The following is a 13,998-nucleotide window of genomic DNA, read 5'->3' on the forward strand; positions in this document are numbered from 1 at the left end:
GCCATGAATGTACATAACAGCAATGCACATGACATCGTCTCCCGCCGCACGCTTCTGACCGGCGGCCTTGCTACCGGCTTCCTGCTCGCCTTCCATCTGCCGCTGCGTGCCGCCGCCAACGAGCCGGTGCAGAAGGATGCGACCGACGGCAAGTTTGCGCCCAACGCCTTCATCCGCATCGACGAGACCGGCCGTACCATCCTCATGATGCCGCAGGTCGAGATGGGCCAGGGCACCTACACCTCGATCTCGGCCGTGCTCGCCGAAGAGTTGGATGCCGACTGGAGCAAGGTCGAGGTGCAGCACGCGCCGCCCAACGACAAGCTCTACGCCAACCCGACCTTCGGCCTGCAGGTCACCGGCAATTCAAACTCGATCCGCGCCTGGTGGATGCCGCTGCGCAAGGCCGGCGCCACCGCACGCGCGATGCTGGTGCAGGCCGCGGCCGGCCAGTGGGGCGTCGACGCTGCCAGCTGCACGGCCTCGAAGGGCGAGGTCGCGCATGCCGCGAGCGGCCGCAAGCTCGGCTATGGCGAGCTGGCGCTCGCCGCGCAGGGCCAGACGCCGCCGAAGGACGTCGGGGTCAAGGACCCCAAGGACTTCGTCCTGATCGGCCAGCCGCTGAAGCGGCTCGACACGCCGGACAAGGTGAATGGCAAGGTCATCTACGGCATCGACGCGATCCTGCCTGACATGAAGATCGCCGCGATCGCCAATTGCCCGGTGTTCGGCGGCAAGGTCGGCAAGGTCGACGACAGCGCGGCGATGAAAATCGCCGGCGTGCGCAAGGTCGTCGTGCTCGACGACGCCGTCGCCGTGATCGGCGATCACATGTGGGCGGCCAAACAGGGCCTCGCGGCACTCAAGATCGAGTGGAACGAGGGCCCGAACGCAGCGATCAGCACCAAGGACATCTGGCAGAACCTGCGCGATGCCAGCGCCAAGGACGGCGCGGTCGCGAAATCCACCGGCGACATCGCCAAGGCGCTCGCAACCGGCGACAGGTTCGAGGCGGCCTACGAGCTGCCGTTCCTGGCACATGCGTCGATGGAGCCGATCAACGCCACCGTTCATGTGAGGCCGGACGCCTGCGAGATCTGGACCGGCACGCAGATCATGACGCGCGTGCAGTCGGAGGCGGCAAAGGCGGCCGGTGTCCCCGTCGACAAGGTGATCGTCAACCAGCATCTGCTCGGCGGCGGCTTTGGCCGCAAGCTCGAGCCGGACATGGTCGTCGCAGCGGTGAAGATCGCCAAACAGGTCGACTATCCCGTCAAGGTGATCTGGACCCGCGAGGAGGACATCCAGCACGACGTCTACCGCCCGGTCTATCGCGACCAGGTCACCGCGACTGTGGTCGATGGCAAGGTCGCGGCCTGGAAGTACAAGGTCGCCGGCTCGGCGATCCTGGCGCGCTGGCTGCCGCCGGCGTTCCAGAAGGGCATCGATATCGACGCGGTCGATGCCGCGGCGGACATGCCCTACGACTTTCCCAACTTCCACGTCGAATATGTCCGAGCCGAGCCGCCGGCGGTGCCGACCGGCTTCTGGCGCGGCGTCGGCCCGAACAACAACGTGTTCGCCTTCGAATGCACGATGGACGAGCTGGCGCGCAAGGCCGGCAAGGACCCGGTCGAGTTCCGCCGCGCCAATCTGACGAAGAACCCGCGCGCGCTGGCCGTGCTGAATCTCGTCGCGGAAAAATCCGGATGGGGCCAGCCACTGCCGCCACGCGTCGGCCGCGGCGTCTGCGTGCAGCCATCGTTTGCGAGCTATCTCGCGACCGTAGTGGAGGCAGAGATCGACGACATCGGCGAAATCATCCTCCGCCGCGTCACCTCGGTGGTCGACACCGGCATCGCGGTCAATCCCGACACGGTGAAGGCGCAGATCGAGGGTGGACTGATCTTCGGCCTCACCGCCGCGCTCTATGGCGAGATCACCATCGAGAAGGGCCGCGTGCAGCAGTCGAACTTCCACGACTACCGCATGATGCGCATCAACGAGACCCCGAAGGTCGAGGTCATCGTCGTGAAGAGCGGCGAGGCACCCGGCGGCATCGGCGAGGCCGGCGTCAATGCCGGACCACCGGCGCTACGCAACGCAATTTACGCCGCAACCGGCGTGGCGCTGCGGCGCCTGCCGATCGATCGCAAACTGCTAGGCGTGGGGAAGAAGGCATGAGCCGGACAATGCGTATCCTTGCCAGCCTCGTCGTGATCGCCATCGTCGCGGTGGCGCTCGGCGTCTGGATCATCCGCGGACCCGGTCCGCTCGATTTCGCCGGCGGCACCAGGGTGGCGCTGGCGGATTATCGCGCCGGCAAGCCCACGGGCGTGCCGGCCAAGCTCGAAAAGGCTGGCCTGGTCGAGCGCGGCGAATATCTGGCGAAGGCGGCCGACTGCATGGTCTGCCACACCAAGCCCGGCGAGAAGGACTATTCCGGCGGGCTCGGGTTCAAGCTGCCGTTCGGCACGCTCTATTCCACCAACATCACGCCGGACAAGGACACCGGCATCGGCAATTACAGCGACCAGGATTTTCTCAACGCGGTCCAGCGCGGCAAGCGGCATGACGGTGCCCGGCTCTATCCGGCGATGCCGTACACGTCCTACACCTATATGAGCGACGAAGACGTGCTGGCGGTGAAGGCCTATCTGTTCAGCCTGCCGGCGGTGCGCGCCAAGGCGCCGGAGAACACGCTGTCGTTCCCGTTCAACCAGCGCTGGGCGATGATCTTCTGGTCCGCCGTGTTCAATCCGGACACGCGCTTCGCGCCTGATATTTCGAAGAGCCCGGAGTGGAATCGCGGTGCGTATCTGGCGGAAGCGCTGGCGCATTGCGGCGAGTGCCATACGCCGCGCAATCTCGGCTTTGCGCTGGACAACCGCAAGAAGTTCGCAGGCGCGATCACCGCCGGCTGGCACGCCTTCAACATCTCCTCCGACAAGGCCACCGGCCTCGGCAATTGGCGTGATGAGGACCTGATCGCCTATCTGTCGCTCGGCCACGCGCCGGGCCATGGCTCGGCCTCGGGTCCGATGGGCGAAGCGGTCGACCACAGTTTTAGCCAGTTCGCGCCAGAGGACATCCGCAGCATCGTTGCTTATCTGCGCAGCGTGCCGGCGGTCACCTCGCCCGATTTGCCGGCCACCACGGCGCCGGTCGCACCGGCCTCGCACAAGGACGGCGTCACGGCGGACGCGCGCGGCAAGAAGGTGTTCGCCAGCGCCTGCGCCAGCTGCCATGGCTGGAGCGGCGAAAGCCCGGTGTCGCCGATGGCGACGCTGACCGGCACCTGGGCCGTCAACGACCCCGCCGCCACCAACGTCGCGCAGATCGTGCTCTCAGGCACCAAGCGTCACACACCCGACGGTGCGCTGTCGATGCCGGCGTTCGGCAATGCCTATACGGACGACGAAATCGCTGCAGTGGCGAATTACGTGACGGCGCGGTTTGGGACGAAGGGCTCGAAGCTGACGGCGAAGGACGTGGCGGAGTTAAGGGAGCAGACGGCGGAGTAGAGTACGGCGAGATTGGCGCGCGATCGCGCATCAATCTCAACTGTGGTCCCGGACAAGCGAAGCGCAGATCCGGGACCCATACCCACAGGGAGTAGTTTGGCGAAGATTCGGAGTGGGAAGTTTGCCTCACGCTGCTCCCTGTGGTTGGGTCCCCGCGTTCGCGCTAGTGGATGCACATATCTTCCAGAGTCTTATCAACGACTTGGCTCATCAACGCAGCAAAATGGCGAATTCTTGCGAAGCTGCCTTCGCGAATTTTCGTCATTGAGTAGCGACCAAGTCATTGATTACGAGTCGATTTTTCGGCTCGAAAAGATATGTGCATCCACTAGCGCGTTCGCGGGGACGACACCGAGGGTGTAGCTGCGTACTCCAGTATCGTAGGGTGGGCAAAGCGAAGCGTGCCCACGCACTTTTTGCGAACATGGAGAGAGATGGTGGGCACGGCGCGAGTGCGCCTTTGCCCACCCTACGATTTCTGAGAGTGTAGCTTCGTTCTTCAGCTCAACCAAAACTTCGGCGTCGCGGGCTCCAGCCGGCCGCCCATGCGCACCGGTGCGATCCGCAGCGCGAGTCCCGTCGCATCATCCGTCTCCACCGCCACGCCGCTGAGCGTCGCAACGCCCGCGGCCGGCTCGAAGCGGCCCGACGGAATCCCCGACGTGAATCTCCGCAGCGGTTCTTCCTTCTGCATGCCGATGATGGAGTCGTAGTCGCCGGTCATGCCGGCATCGGTCATGTAGGCGGTGCCACCGGTGAGAATCTGGTGATCGGCGGTCGGTACATGCGTATGCGTGCCGACGACGAGGCTGGCGCGGCCGTCGCAGAAGAAGCCGATGCCCTGCTTCTCGCTGGTCGCCTCGCAATGGAAATCGACCACGATCGCGTCGGCGGCAACGCCGAGCGGACAGGCGCCGAGCTCGCGCTCGAGTGCAGCGAAGGGATCGTCGAACGGGGTCATGAAGACGCGGCCCAAAGCGTTGACGACGAGCGCATGCTTGCCGTTCTTGGTCTCGACCAGGGCGGCGCCGCGACCGGGCGTGCCGCGCGGATAGTTCGCCGGCCGCACCAGGCGCTCGGCGCGCTCGATGAACACCAAGGCTTCGCGCTGGTCCCAGGAGTGATTGCCGAGCGTCACCGCATCGGCGCCGGCATCGAGAAATTCCTGATAGATCGCTTCCGTGATGCCGAAGCCTCCGGCCGAATTCTCGCCGTTGACGACGACGAAGTCGAGCGACCAGTCCTTGACCATGCCGGGGAGATATTCGGCGATGGCGTTGCGGCCGCTACGGCCGACGACATCACCCACGAAGAGAATGCGCAACTTCAGAACTCCGGAAATCGAAAACGTCCGATTCCGTTAGCACATAATCCAGCGCCACGTCGTGGGCCAGTGCCGGAACCGCCTTGATCTCTTGCGCTGCAAAAGCGAGCCCGATGCCGAGGATCTGCTTGGTCTTGCGGAGGTGCGCGAAGGTGAAATCGTAATGCCCCGCACCATAGCCGATGCGGTGGCCGAGACGGTCGAACGCGGCGAGCGGAGTCAGCATGATGTCGGGGATGACTTCGGCCGCGGCCGGCGACGGCTCGGGAATGCCGAGCGGGCCGAGCATCAGGCGGTCGTTCGGATGGAAGAGGCGGAAGACCAGCGCCTGGCCGCGTGCGGTGACGCAGGGCAGCGCGAGCTTCGCGCCCTCCTCGGCGAGCCTCTTGAGCAGCGGCATCGGATCGATCTCGCTGCGGATCGGGGAGTAGCCGGAGACGATGCTGCCGGGCAGCAGCTTGAACGGCAGTCCGCGCCTGGCGAGTTTTGCAGCGGCAGCGGTGCGCTTCTTTTCGCTCAGCGCATCACGCGCCGCGAGGGCTTTGGCGCGGAGTTCGGATTTAGTGTTGGTCATGTGCTTTGGTCCCGAGGCAGACCTGTCTGCCGTCATCACCCGCCTTGTGCGCACTTGCGCACTGGAGCGGGTGATCCAGTATTCCAGAGACGCCAGTGCTTGAACCTTGACGCCGCGGCGTACTGGATGCCCCGGTCAAGCCGGGGCATGACACCGAGACTGAACCGCCAGCGTGTCGGGGACGCAATTTCAACAAGCACAAACCAAGCGAACAAAAGTGCGAAGCCGCAGACGCCGTTGAAGCGCTCGATCCCGGAGTTCCCTACGAAAGTAGGTGGGCACCATATGTCCGAGCCCACGGGCCCGGCCAGGGACAGTTCCCTAAAGGATCGATAAGGCCCCGGGGATATATGGCTCCGGACGCGCGTCGCAGCCTCGCCTGGGCAATGTAACAACGATACTGACGAATCACCAGCCCGGCTCGTAGTTACTCACCTCTCCCGCTTGCTTGCGGGAGAGGCCGGCGCGTAGCGCCGGGTGAGGGCTCTCTCCTCTTGGGGGTTCTCGCCCAGCGGAAACACCCTCTCCCCAACCCTCCCCCGCAGGCGGGGGAGGGAGCATACCGACTTCGTGGCGACGATCGATGCTCTCGTCCCCTACCCGATCGCGATCCCGTTGCCGACGGTCCGGTTCAGGACCTGGGTCGACTTCTCGATGCGCTCGGCGGCGGCGTTCAGCGCGTTGACCACGGCGGTCTGGGTCATGCGGGCGCGCTCGACGGCGGCGTTGCGGAAATCCCGCAGTTCGGTCAGCTCCTGCTCCATGGTGCGGATGCGATTGCCGGCGTCGATCAGCTCGTCGCACACGGTCAGCGCCGCCATCACCGTGAGGCGCGCATCACCGATCTCGCCGAATTTTCCGCGCAGCGACTGAATCCGCGTCTCCAGGCCCTCGGCGAGCTTCAACAGCCTCACCTCCTGGCCCTCCTCGCAGGCCATGCGGTACTGGCGGGCGTTGATGGTGACGTTGATGTGGCTCATCCGTCCTCTCCGGTATCGAGCACCGAGCGTATCGTGACGATCGCGGAATCCAGCCGATCGGAGATCTCGCGGTTGGTGCGCTCGAGCTTGCGCGCTTTCACCAATGCGCCGTCGAGCTCGTCGGCAAGCCGCGAGCGATCCGCGCCCAGCGCCTGGATTCGCGTCGCGAGCTCGTTCTCGTCGCGGTCAGCATCGCGCCTTCGCTCGACCGCGCTTTCGAGCGCGTCGAGCGCCGCCGTGAGCCTGCGGGTCGCGATCTCGATCTCGACGGCGGAGGACTCCGTCATGGCGGAACTGTTGGAAACGCGATCGTTCATGCAGTCAGCGGCGAACCTGTGGGCCTTGCCCGTGGCCTTTGCATCGGGGCTTGCCGGCCGGCAAAAGACTCGGTTCGGCAAACGGTTAGAAGCAGAAATTTACGTGGCAAGCTAGCGGAGCGCAACGCCGCCGCGAAACTATGCACTGATCTTGCGGGGCATGATCTGGCCGGAAAACCGGCTCGCCACTTTGCGCTAACGCGGCCCTTCGGGTCCGGATCATGCCGTAAGCAACTTTTACGGCCAAACCGGCGTTTGATTGCCTTGGCCTCCCGGAACCGAGATGCTATCCCAGCCCCGACTTTGGCCGAAAGGCTCCCTTCCGCGCGGGCGCAGTTCGCCGCCAAGCGCCTCATTTCAGACGGATTTCAGACATGACGCAGGTCGATCCCAACCGTATGGCCAACGCGATCCGCGGCCTCGCCATGGACGGTGTGGAGAAAGCGAAATCGGGCCACCCCGGCCTGCCGATGGGCGCCGCCGACATGGCCACGGTGCTGTTCACGCAGTTCCTGAAATTCGACGCCGCCGCAGTCAATTGGCCCGACCGCGACCGCTTCGTGCTCTCGGCCGGCCACGGCTCGATGCTGCTCTATTCGCTGCTGTATCTGACCGGCAACGCCGACATGACGCTGGACCAGCTCAAGCAATTCCGCCAGCTCGGCGGACTGACGCCGGGTCACCCCGAGAACTTCCACACCAAGGGCATCGAGACCACCACCGGCCCGCTCGGCCAGGGCATCTCGACCGCGGTCGGCATGGCGCTCGCCGAGAAAATGCTCGCCGCCGAGTTCGGCAAGAAGATCGTCGATCACCACACCTATGTGCTCGCCTCCGACGGCGACCTGATGGAAGGCGTGTCGCAGGAAGCGATTGCGATGGCCGGCCACTGGAAGCTCGGCAAGCTGATCGTGCTGTACGACGACAACGGCATCTCGATCGACGGCCCGACCTCGATCTCCGATTCCGTCGACCAGGTGAAGCGCTTCAAGGCATGCGGCTGGGCCGCCGAGAAGATCGACGGCCACGATCAGGTCGCGATCGCTGCCGCCATCACCCGCGCGCAAAAATCCAGCAAGCCGACACTGATTGCCTGCCGCACCACCATCGGCTTCGGCGCGCCGCACAAGGCCGGCACGGCGAAGGCGCATGGCGAGGCGCTCGGCGCCGACGAGCTCAAGGCCGCCAAGGAAAATCTCGGTATCTCGCTCGAGCCGTTCTCGGTGCCTGATGACGTGCTGAAGGCCTGGCGCGCAGCCGGCTCGCGTGGCGCTGCTGCACGACAGGAATGGGAAGGCCGGCTCGGTGAGCTCGGCAGCCGCAAGCGCGCCGAGTTCGAGCGCCGCCTGCGCCATGAGCGTCCGGCTTCACTGGCCAAGGCCGTACGCGCCTACAAGAAGGAGCTGCTGGAAAAGCCGATGAATGTGGCCACCCGCAAGTCCTCGGAAGCCGTGATCGAGGTGATCGCCGGCGCGATGCCGATGGAATTCCTCGCGGGCTCGGCCGACCTCACCGGCTCCAACAACAACAAGGCGAAGTCGGCCACGGCTTTCTCGGCCAAGACGCCGAAAGGCCGCTTCATCCATTACGGCATCCGCGAGCACGGCATGTGTGCTGCGATGAACGGCATCTTCCTGCACGGCGGCTTTGCGCCGAACGGCGCGACCTTCCTGGTGTTCACCGACTACGCACGGCCCGCGATGCGCCTCGCGGCGCTGATGGGCACCGGCGTGGTCTACGTCATGACGCACGATTCCATCGGGCTTGGCGAAGACGGCCCGACCCACCAGCCAGTCGAGCATCTCTCAGCCCTTCGCGCCATTCCGAACATGCGCGTGTTCCGCCCCGCCGATTCCATCGAGGTCGCCGAGTGCTGGGAGCTTGCGCTCAATCGTATCGACGGTCCGACCGTGCTGGCGCTGACGCGTCAGAACCTGCCGCAGCTCCGCACCAATGCGCCGAACGACGTTCCCTGCGCGGCCGGCGCCTACGAGCTGGTCGCAGCCCAGGGCGAAGCCAAGGCGACGCTGTTCGCCTCCGGCTCCGAGGTCGAGATCGCGGTGGCCGCCCAGAAGCAGCTCGCCGAGCGCGGTATCCCGTCGCGGGTGGTCTCGGTGCCCTCGCTCGAGCTGTTGTTAGCGCAACCAGAGGCCAAGCGTGCCGCCATCATCGGCAACGCGCCGGTGAAGGTCGCGATCGAGGCCGCGGTGCGCTGGGGCTGGGATGCCGTGATCGGCCAGGATGGCGAATTTATCGGCATGCATTCCTTCGGCGCGAGCGCGCCGGCGAAGGACCTTTACAAGCATTTCGGCATTACCGCCGAGGCCGCGGTTAACGCTGTGCTGAAGCGCGTTACCTGAGAGTTGAGCTTGCCAAAAAAAAGGACTACGTAATCTCTCATATGATCAAGCACCGCCCGGCTGAACCGGGCGTCCGCCCCTAAAAAACCCTCGCAGGCGTGTAGAGCGCGTTGTGCGGGAAGACTAGGCGTTATCGAGCCCGTCATTGAACGGTCATAAGGAGATGGAACATGGCAGTCCGCGTCGGAATTAACGGTTTTGGCCGCATCGGCCGCAACATCCTGCGGGCTATCGCCGAGTCCGGCCGCAAGGACATCGAGGTCGTCGGCATCAACGACCTCGGCCCGGTCGAGACCAACGCCCATCTGCTCCGTTTCGACAGCGTCCATGGCCGCTTCCCCGGCACCGTCACCGTCGACGGTGACTCGATCAGCCTCGGCAATGGCAAGATCAAGGTGACCGCCGAGCGCGATCCCTCGAAGCTGCCCTGGAAGGATCTCGGCGTCGACATCGCGATGGAATGCACCGGCATCTTCACCGCGAAGGACAAGGCCTCCGCGCATCTCGCCGCCGGCGCCAAGCGCGTGCTGGTCTCCGCGCCGGCCGACGGCGCCGATGCCACCATCGTCTACGGCGTCAACCACGACACGCTGACCAAGGACCACATGGTGGTCTCCAACGGCTCCTGCACCACCAATTGCCTGGCGCCGGTCGCCAAGGTGCTGAACGATCTCGTCGGCATCGAGACCGGCTTCATGACCACGATCCACGCCTATACCGGCGACCAGCCGACGCTGGACACGCTGCACAAGGATCTCTATCGCGGCCGCGCGGCGGCGATGTCGATGATCCCGACCTCGACCGGTGCCGCCAAGGCGATCGGCCTCGTGCTGCCCGAGCTGAAGGGCAAGCTCGACGGCGTCTCGATCCGCGTGCCGTCGCCGAACGTCTCGGTCATCGACCTCAAGATCGTCGCCAAGCGCGCCACCGACGCCAAGGAAATCAACGCGGCGATGAAGCGCGCCTCCGAGCAGCAGCTCAAGGGCATTCTCGGCTACACCAACCAGCCGAACGTCTCGATCGACTTCAACCACGACCCGCACTCCTCGACCTTCCACGAGGACCAGACCAAGGTGCAGAACGGCACCCTGGTGCGCGTGATGGCCTGGTACGACAACGAGTGGGGTTTCTCGAACCGCATGGCGGACACCGCCGTCGCGTTCGCGAAGGTGATCTAACTCCGTTCTCGTGTCCCGGACGCGATGCAGCGTGAAACGCTGCTTCGCTGATCCGGGACCCAACTCAACCGCGGGACTCGCCGCAACGTGGGTCCCGGTTCTGCACAGCGGCACTGCGCGCCGCAGTGCGCCCGGGACAAGGGCCTCCGATGACCGACAAATTCCGCACCCTCGACGACGTCGACGTGAAGGGCAAGCGCGTGCTGCTGCGCGTCGATCTCAACGTGCCCATGGACAATGGCCGCGTCAGCGACGCGACCCGGCTCGAGCGCGTCGCGCCGACCATCAATGAAATCTCCGACAAGGGCGGCAAGGTCATCCTGCTCGCGCATTTCGGCCGGCCGAAGGGCCGCGATGCCAAGGACTCGCTCAAGCCCGTCGCCGAGGCGCTCTCAAATGTGGTTAAGAAGCCGGTTGCGTTTGCCGACGACTGCATCGGCGAGCCCGCGGCCAAGGCCGTGGCGGAATTGAAGGATGGCGACATCCTCTGCCTGGAAAACACCCGCTTCCACAAAGAGGAAGAAAAGAACGATCCCGCGTTCGTCGCCGAATTGGCAAAACTCGGTGACATCTGGGTCAGCGACGCCTTCTCCGCGTCGCACCGCGCTCATGCCTCGACCGAAGGTCTCGGCCACAAGCTGCCGGCCTATGCCGGCCGCACCATGCAGGCCGAGCTCGACGCGCTGGAGAAGGCGCTGGGTTCGCCGACCAAGCCGGTCATCGCCATCATCGGCGGCGCAAAGGTCTCGACCAAGATCGACCTGCTCGAAAACCTCGTCAACAAGGTCGACGCGCTCGTGATCGGCGGCGGCATGGCCAACACCTTCCTGCACGCCCAGGGCGTCGGCGTCGGCAAGTCGTTGGCCGAGAAGGATCTCGCACCCACGGCGCTGCGCATCATGGAGAAGGCGGAAGCCGCCAACTGCGCCATCATCCTCCCCGTCGATGCCACGGTCGCCTATCACTTCGCCGCCAATGCGCCCTCGCACGCCTACGGGCTCGACGCGATCCCGGCCGACGGCATGATCCTGGACGTCGGCCCGCAATCGATTGCGCGCATCCACGCGGCGATCGACGATGCCGCCACGCTGGTCTGGAACGGACCGCTCGGCGCCTTCGAGATGCAGCCGTTCGACCGCGGCACGATGGCGGCCGCCAAGCACGCCGCCGAGCGTACCAAGGCGAAAAAGCTGATCTCGATCGCGGGCGGCGGCGACACCGTTGCGGCCCTCAACCAGGCCCATGTGGCCGGTCAGTTCACCTATGTCTCGACCGCCGGTGGCGCATTTCTTGAATGGATGGAGGGCAAGCCCCTGCCCGGCGTCGAAGTCCTGCGCATCAAGTAATCAGACGGCAAGAAACAAGCGGCCCTGGGGCCCGAACGGAGAAAAAGACAGATGGCTCGGATCACGTTGCGTCAATTGCTCGACCATGCGGCGGAACACGATTACGGCGTCCCGGCCTTCAATATCAACAACATGGAGCAGGCGCTGGCGATCATGGACGCGGCCAACCAGGTCGATGCGCCCGTCATCATCCAGGCCTCTCGCGGTGCGCGCTCCTACGCCAACGACGTCATGCTCAAGCACATGATGGACGCGGTCACCGAGATCTACCCGCACATCCCGGTCTGCGTGCATCTCGACCACGGCAACGAGGCCGCGACCTGCATGACCGCGATCCAGGCCGGCTTCACCTCGGTGATGATGGACGGCTCGCTCAAGGCCGACGGCAAGACCCCCGGCGACTGGACCTACAATGTCGGCGTCACCAAGACCGTCACCGACATGGCCCATCTCGGCGGCATCTCGGTCGAGGGTGAGCTCGGCGTGCTCGGCTCGCTCGAGACCGGCATGGGCGACAAGGAAGACGGCCACGGCGCCGAAGGCAAGCTGAGCCACGACCAGCTGCTGACCAATCCGGACGAGGCCGTGAAGTTCGTCCAGGAGACCAAGGTCGACGCGCTCGCGATCGCGATGGGCACCTCACACGGCGCCTACAAGTTTACCCGCAAGCCGGACGGCGACATCCTCGCCATGAACGTGATCGAGGAGATCCACCGCAAGCTGCCGAACACGCATCTGGTGATGCACGGCTCCTCGTCGGTGCCGCAGGACCTCCAGGACATCATCAACGCCTATGGCGGCAAGATGAAGCCGACCTGGGGCGTGCCGGTCGCCGAGATCCAGCGCGGCATCAAGCACGGCGTGCGCAAGATCAACATCGACACCGACAACCGCATGGCCATGACCGGCCAGATCCGCAAAGTCCTGAAGGACAATCCGGAAGAGTTCGATCCGCGCAAATATCTGAAGCCGGCGATGGAAGCCATGGTCAAGCTGTGCAAGCAGCGGCTCCAGGAGTTCAATACCGCGGGGCAAGCCTCCAAGTTCAAGAAGATCCTGATTCCCGCCGACATGGCCAAGCGCTACGCCAAGGGCGAGCTCGATCCGAAGGTCGCCTAAGGCAGTTCCACAGGCCCCCTCTCCCGTCATTCCGGGGCGCCGCAAAGCGGCGAACCCGGAATCCATGGTGCCGCCGTCGACGCGGATCAATGGATTCCGGGCTCGCGCCAAGGGGCGCGCCCCGGAATGACCGATGCCCCCCTTTTACCCTGCGACGAACGATAACTCGGCAATTGCCCGAGAACCGTCTATTTTCACAGGCAAGGGCAGAATCGTTTTGGGAGGAACTCTCGATGAATCTGACTGAGCTCAACGGAATCGCGACCGCCATGGTCGCACCCGGCAAGGGCATTCTTGCCGCCGACGAATCCTCCGGCACCATCAAGAAGCGCTTTGACGCGATCGGCGTGGAATCGACCGAAGGCAACCGCCGCGACTATCGCGAGATGCTGTTCCGCTCCAAGGAAGCCATGAGCCAGTACATCTCGGGCGTGATCCTCTATGACGAGACGATCTGGCAGGACGCGAAGGACGGCACGCCGCTGGTCAAGCTGATCGAGCAGAGCGGCGCCATTCCCGGCATCAAGGTCGACGAGGGCACGCAAGCCCTGCCGATGTGCCCGGGTGAGACAGTCACCGTCGGGCTCGACAAGCTCGCCGACCGCCTGGCGAAATATTACGAGCGCGGCGCGCGCTTCGCCAAATGGCGCGCGGTAATCGATATCGGCAGCGGCACTGACGGCCGGGGCATCCCCTCGATGACCGCGATCGGCGTCAATGCGCACGCGCTGGCGCGCTATGCCGCGCTGTGCCAGGCCGCGCAGATCGTGCCGATCGTCGAGCCGGAGGTGCTGATGGACGGCGATCATGACATCGACCGCTGCTATGAGGTCACGAGCCGCGTGCTCAACAAGACGTTCCAGGAATTGCGCGTCCAGCGCGTCGCGCTCGAAGGCATGGTGCTGAAGCCGAACATGGCGATCTCGGGCAAAAAATGCGCGAAGCAGGCGTCCGTCGAGGAGGTCGCGGAGAAGACGATCCGGCTGCTGAAGGCCTGCGTGCCCGCGGCGGTGCCCGGCATCGCCTTCCTCTCCGGCGGCCAGTCGGACGAAGAGGCGACCGCGCACCTCAACGCCATGCACAAGCTCGGCCCGCTGCCCTGGGGCCTGACCTTCTCCTACGGCCGCGCGCTGCAGGCCGCGCCGCAGAAGGCCTGGTCGGGCAAGACCGAGAACGTCGCGGCCGGACAGAACGCATTCAGTCATCGCGCCCGCATGAATGGCCTCGCCTCCAGGGGCGAATGGCAAAGCAGCCTGGAAAAGAAGGCAGCCTAGAT

Annotated in this window: 12 protein-coding genes and 1 other RNA gene; 8 read left to right on the top strand and 5 right to left on the bottom strand. The window is 65.0% G+C overall.

The genetic code is table 11. The features are described from left to right. Positions 1-3 precede the first annotated feature (3 nt). Together V1280_RS25165 and V1280_RS25170 are read left to right on the top strand one after the other, a co-directional pair. Positions 4-2,184 (top strand): xanthine dehydrogenase family protein molybdopterin-binding subunit, encoded by a 2,181-nt coding sequence (locus tag V1280_RS25165; protein ID WP_334530321.1) that lies wholly within the window; start codon positions 4-6, stop codon positions 2,182-2,184. After that, on the top strand, positions 2,181-3,524 hold the full coding sequence (locus V1280_RS25170; RefSeq protein ID WP_334530324.1) for a c-type cytochrome: 1,344 nt from the start codon (positions 2,181-2,183) through the stop codon (positions 3,522-3,524). The genes V1280_RS25165 and V1280_RS25170 overlap by 4 nt, the downstream gene beginning before the upstream one ends. 499 nt (positions 3,525-4,023) lie before the next feature. Here the strand turns inward: V1280_RS25170 and V1280_RS25175 are convergent, their stop codons facing one another. The 5 genes from V1280_RS25175 to V1280_RS25195 form a co-directional block, all read right to left on the bottom strand. Further along, the gene (locus V1280_RS25175) at positions 4,024-4,848 is read right to left on the bottom strand and encodes a TIGR00282 family metallophosphoesterase (protein WP_334530327.1); all 825 of its coding nucleotides are present in this window, start codon (positions 4,846-4,848) and stop codon (positions 4,024-4,026) included. Then, positions 4,826-5,422, bottom strand: coding sequence for a 5-formyltetrahydrofolate cyclo-ligase (locus tag V1280_RS25180; protein WP_334530329.1), 597 nt, complete (start codon positions 5,420-5,422; stop codon positions 4,826-4,828). The genes V1280_RS25175 and V1280_RS25180 overlap by 23 nt, the downstream gene beginning before the upstream one ends. Positions 5,423-5,640: 218 nt before the next feature. Continuing rightward, positions 5,641-5,801: non-coding RNA, 6S RNA (gene ssrS / locus V1280_RS25185), on the bottom strand. Between the two features lie 217 nt (positions 5,802-6,018). Next, positions 6,019-6,402, bottom strand: coding sequence for a cell division protein ZapA (locus V1280_RS25190; RefSeq protein ID WP_148772088.1), 384 nt, complete (start codon positions 6,400-6,402; stop codon positions 6,019-6,021). After that, on the bottom strand, positions 6,399-6,719 hold the full coding sequence (locus V1280_RS25195; RefSeq protein ID WP_027530137.1) for a DUF4164 domain-containing protein: 321 nt from the start codon (positions 6,717-6,719) through the stop codon (positions 6,399-6,401). Before V1280_RS25195 ends, V1280_RS25190 begins: the two co-directional genes overlap by 4 nt. Here V1280_RS25195 and V1280_RS25200 point away from each other — a divergent pair. The 6 genes from V1280_RS25200 to V1280_RS25225 all read left to right on the top strand — a co-directional run bounded on the left by V1280_RS25200 (position 6,688) and on the right by V1280_RS25225 (position 13,996). Continuing rightward, positions 6,688-6,834, top strand: a complete 147-nt coding sequence (locus tag V1280_RS25200) for a hypothetical protein (protein ID WP_187436773.1) — start codon at positions 6,688-6,690, stop codon at positions 6,832-6,834. The two genes, V1280_RS25195 and V1280_RS25200, sit on opposite strands and share 32 nt — an antisense overlap. Positions 6,835-7,093: 259 nt before the next feature. Next, entirely contained in the window at positions 7,094-9,079 is a 1,986-nt protein-coding gene (gene tkt / locus V1280_RS25205) for a transketolase (RefSeq protein WP_334530335.1), read from the top strand. Positions 9,080-9,249: 170 nt separating this feature from the next. Beyond that, positions 9,250-10,257: a type I glyceraldehyde-3-phosphate dehydrogenase gene (gene gap / locus V1280_RS25210; RefSeq protein WP_334530338.1), complete on the top strand. Its 1,008-nt coding sequence runs from the start codon at positions 9,250-9,252 to the stop codon at positions 10,255-10,257. A 149-nt stretch (positions 10,258-10,406) separates the two neighbouring features. After that, positions 10,407-11,603: a phosphoglycerate kinase gene (locus tag V1280_RS25215; RefSeq protein ID WP_334530340.1), complete on the top strand. Its 1,197-nt coding sequence runs from the start codon at positions 10,407-10,409 to the stop codon at positions 11,601-11,603. A gap of 51 nt (positions 11,604-11,654) precedes the next feature. Continuing rightward, positions 11,655-12,722, top strand: a complete 1,068-nt coding sequence (fba, locus tag V1280_RS25220; RefSeq protein ID WP_334530343.1) for a class II fructose-bisphosphate aldolase — start codon at positions 11,655-11,657, stop codon at positions 12,720-12,722. 233 nt (positions 12,723-12,955) lie between these two features. Beyond that, positions 12,956-13,996, top strand: coding sequence for a class I fructose-bisphosphate aldolase (locus tag V1280_RS25225; protein WP_334530346.1), 1,041 nt, complete (start codon positions 12,956-12,958; stop codon positions 13,994-13,996). The last annotated feature ends 2 nt before the right edge of the window (positions 13,997-13,998 follow it).

The sequence above is a fragment of the Bradyrhizobium sp. AZCC 2230 genome (genome assembly GCF_036924495.1).
Taxonomy (GTDB): Bacteria; Pseudomonadota; Alphaproteobacteria; order Rhizobiales; family Xanthobacteraceae; genus Bradyrhizobium; species Bradyrhizobium rifense.

What these genes read in the sequence shown, in the direction of transcription:
- gap (WP_334530338.1), top strand. Translation starts at nt 9,250, where the DNA reads ATGGCAGTCCGCGTCGGAATTAACGGTTTTGGCCGCATCGGCCGCAAC.
- fba (WP_334530343.1), top strand. Translation starts at nt 11,655, where the DNA reads ATGGCTCGGATCACGTTGCGTCAATTGCTCGACCATGCGGCGGAACAC.
- tkt (WP_334530335.1), top strand. Translation starts at nt 7,094, where the DNA reads ATGACGCAGGTCGATCCCAACCGTATGGCCAACGCGATCCGCGGCCTC.
- V1280_RS25225 (WP_334530346.1), top strand. Translation starts at nt 12,956, where the DNA reads ATGAATCTGACTGAGCTCAACGGAATCGCGACCGCCATGGTCGCACCC.
- V1280_RS25190 (WP_148772088.1), bottom strand. Translation starts at nt 6,402, where the DNA reads ATGAGCCACATCAACGTCACCATCAACGCCCGCCAGTACCGCATGGCC.
- V1280_RS25180 (WP_334530329.1), bottom strand. Translation starts at nt 5,422, where the DNA reads ATGACCAACACTAAATCCGAACTCCGCGCCAAAGCCCTCGCGGCGCGT.
- V1280_RS25215 (WP_334530340.1), top strand. Translation starts at nt 10,407, where the DNA reads ATGACCGACAAATTCCGCACCCTCGACGACGTCGACGTGAAGGGCAAG.
- V1280_RS25165 (WP_334530321.1), top strand. Translation starts at nt 4, where the DNA reads ATGAATGTACATAACAGCAATGCACATGACATCGTCTCCCGCCGCACG.
- V1280_RS25195 (WP_027530137.1), bottom strand. Translation starts at nt 6,719, where the DNA reads ATGAACGATCGCGTTTCCAACAGTTCCGCCATGACGGAGTCCTCCGCC.
- V1280_RS25170 (WP_334530324.1), top strand. Translation starts at nt 2,181, where the DNA reads ATGAGCCGGACAATGCGTATCCTTGCCAGCCTCGTCGTGATCGCCATC.
- V1280_RS25200 (WP_187436773.1), top strand. Translation starts at nt 6,688, where the DNA reads ATGGCGGAACTGTTGGAAACGCGATCGTTCATGCAGTCAGCGGCGAAC.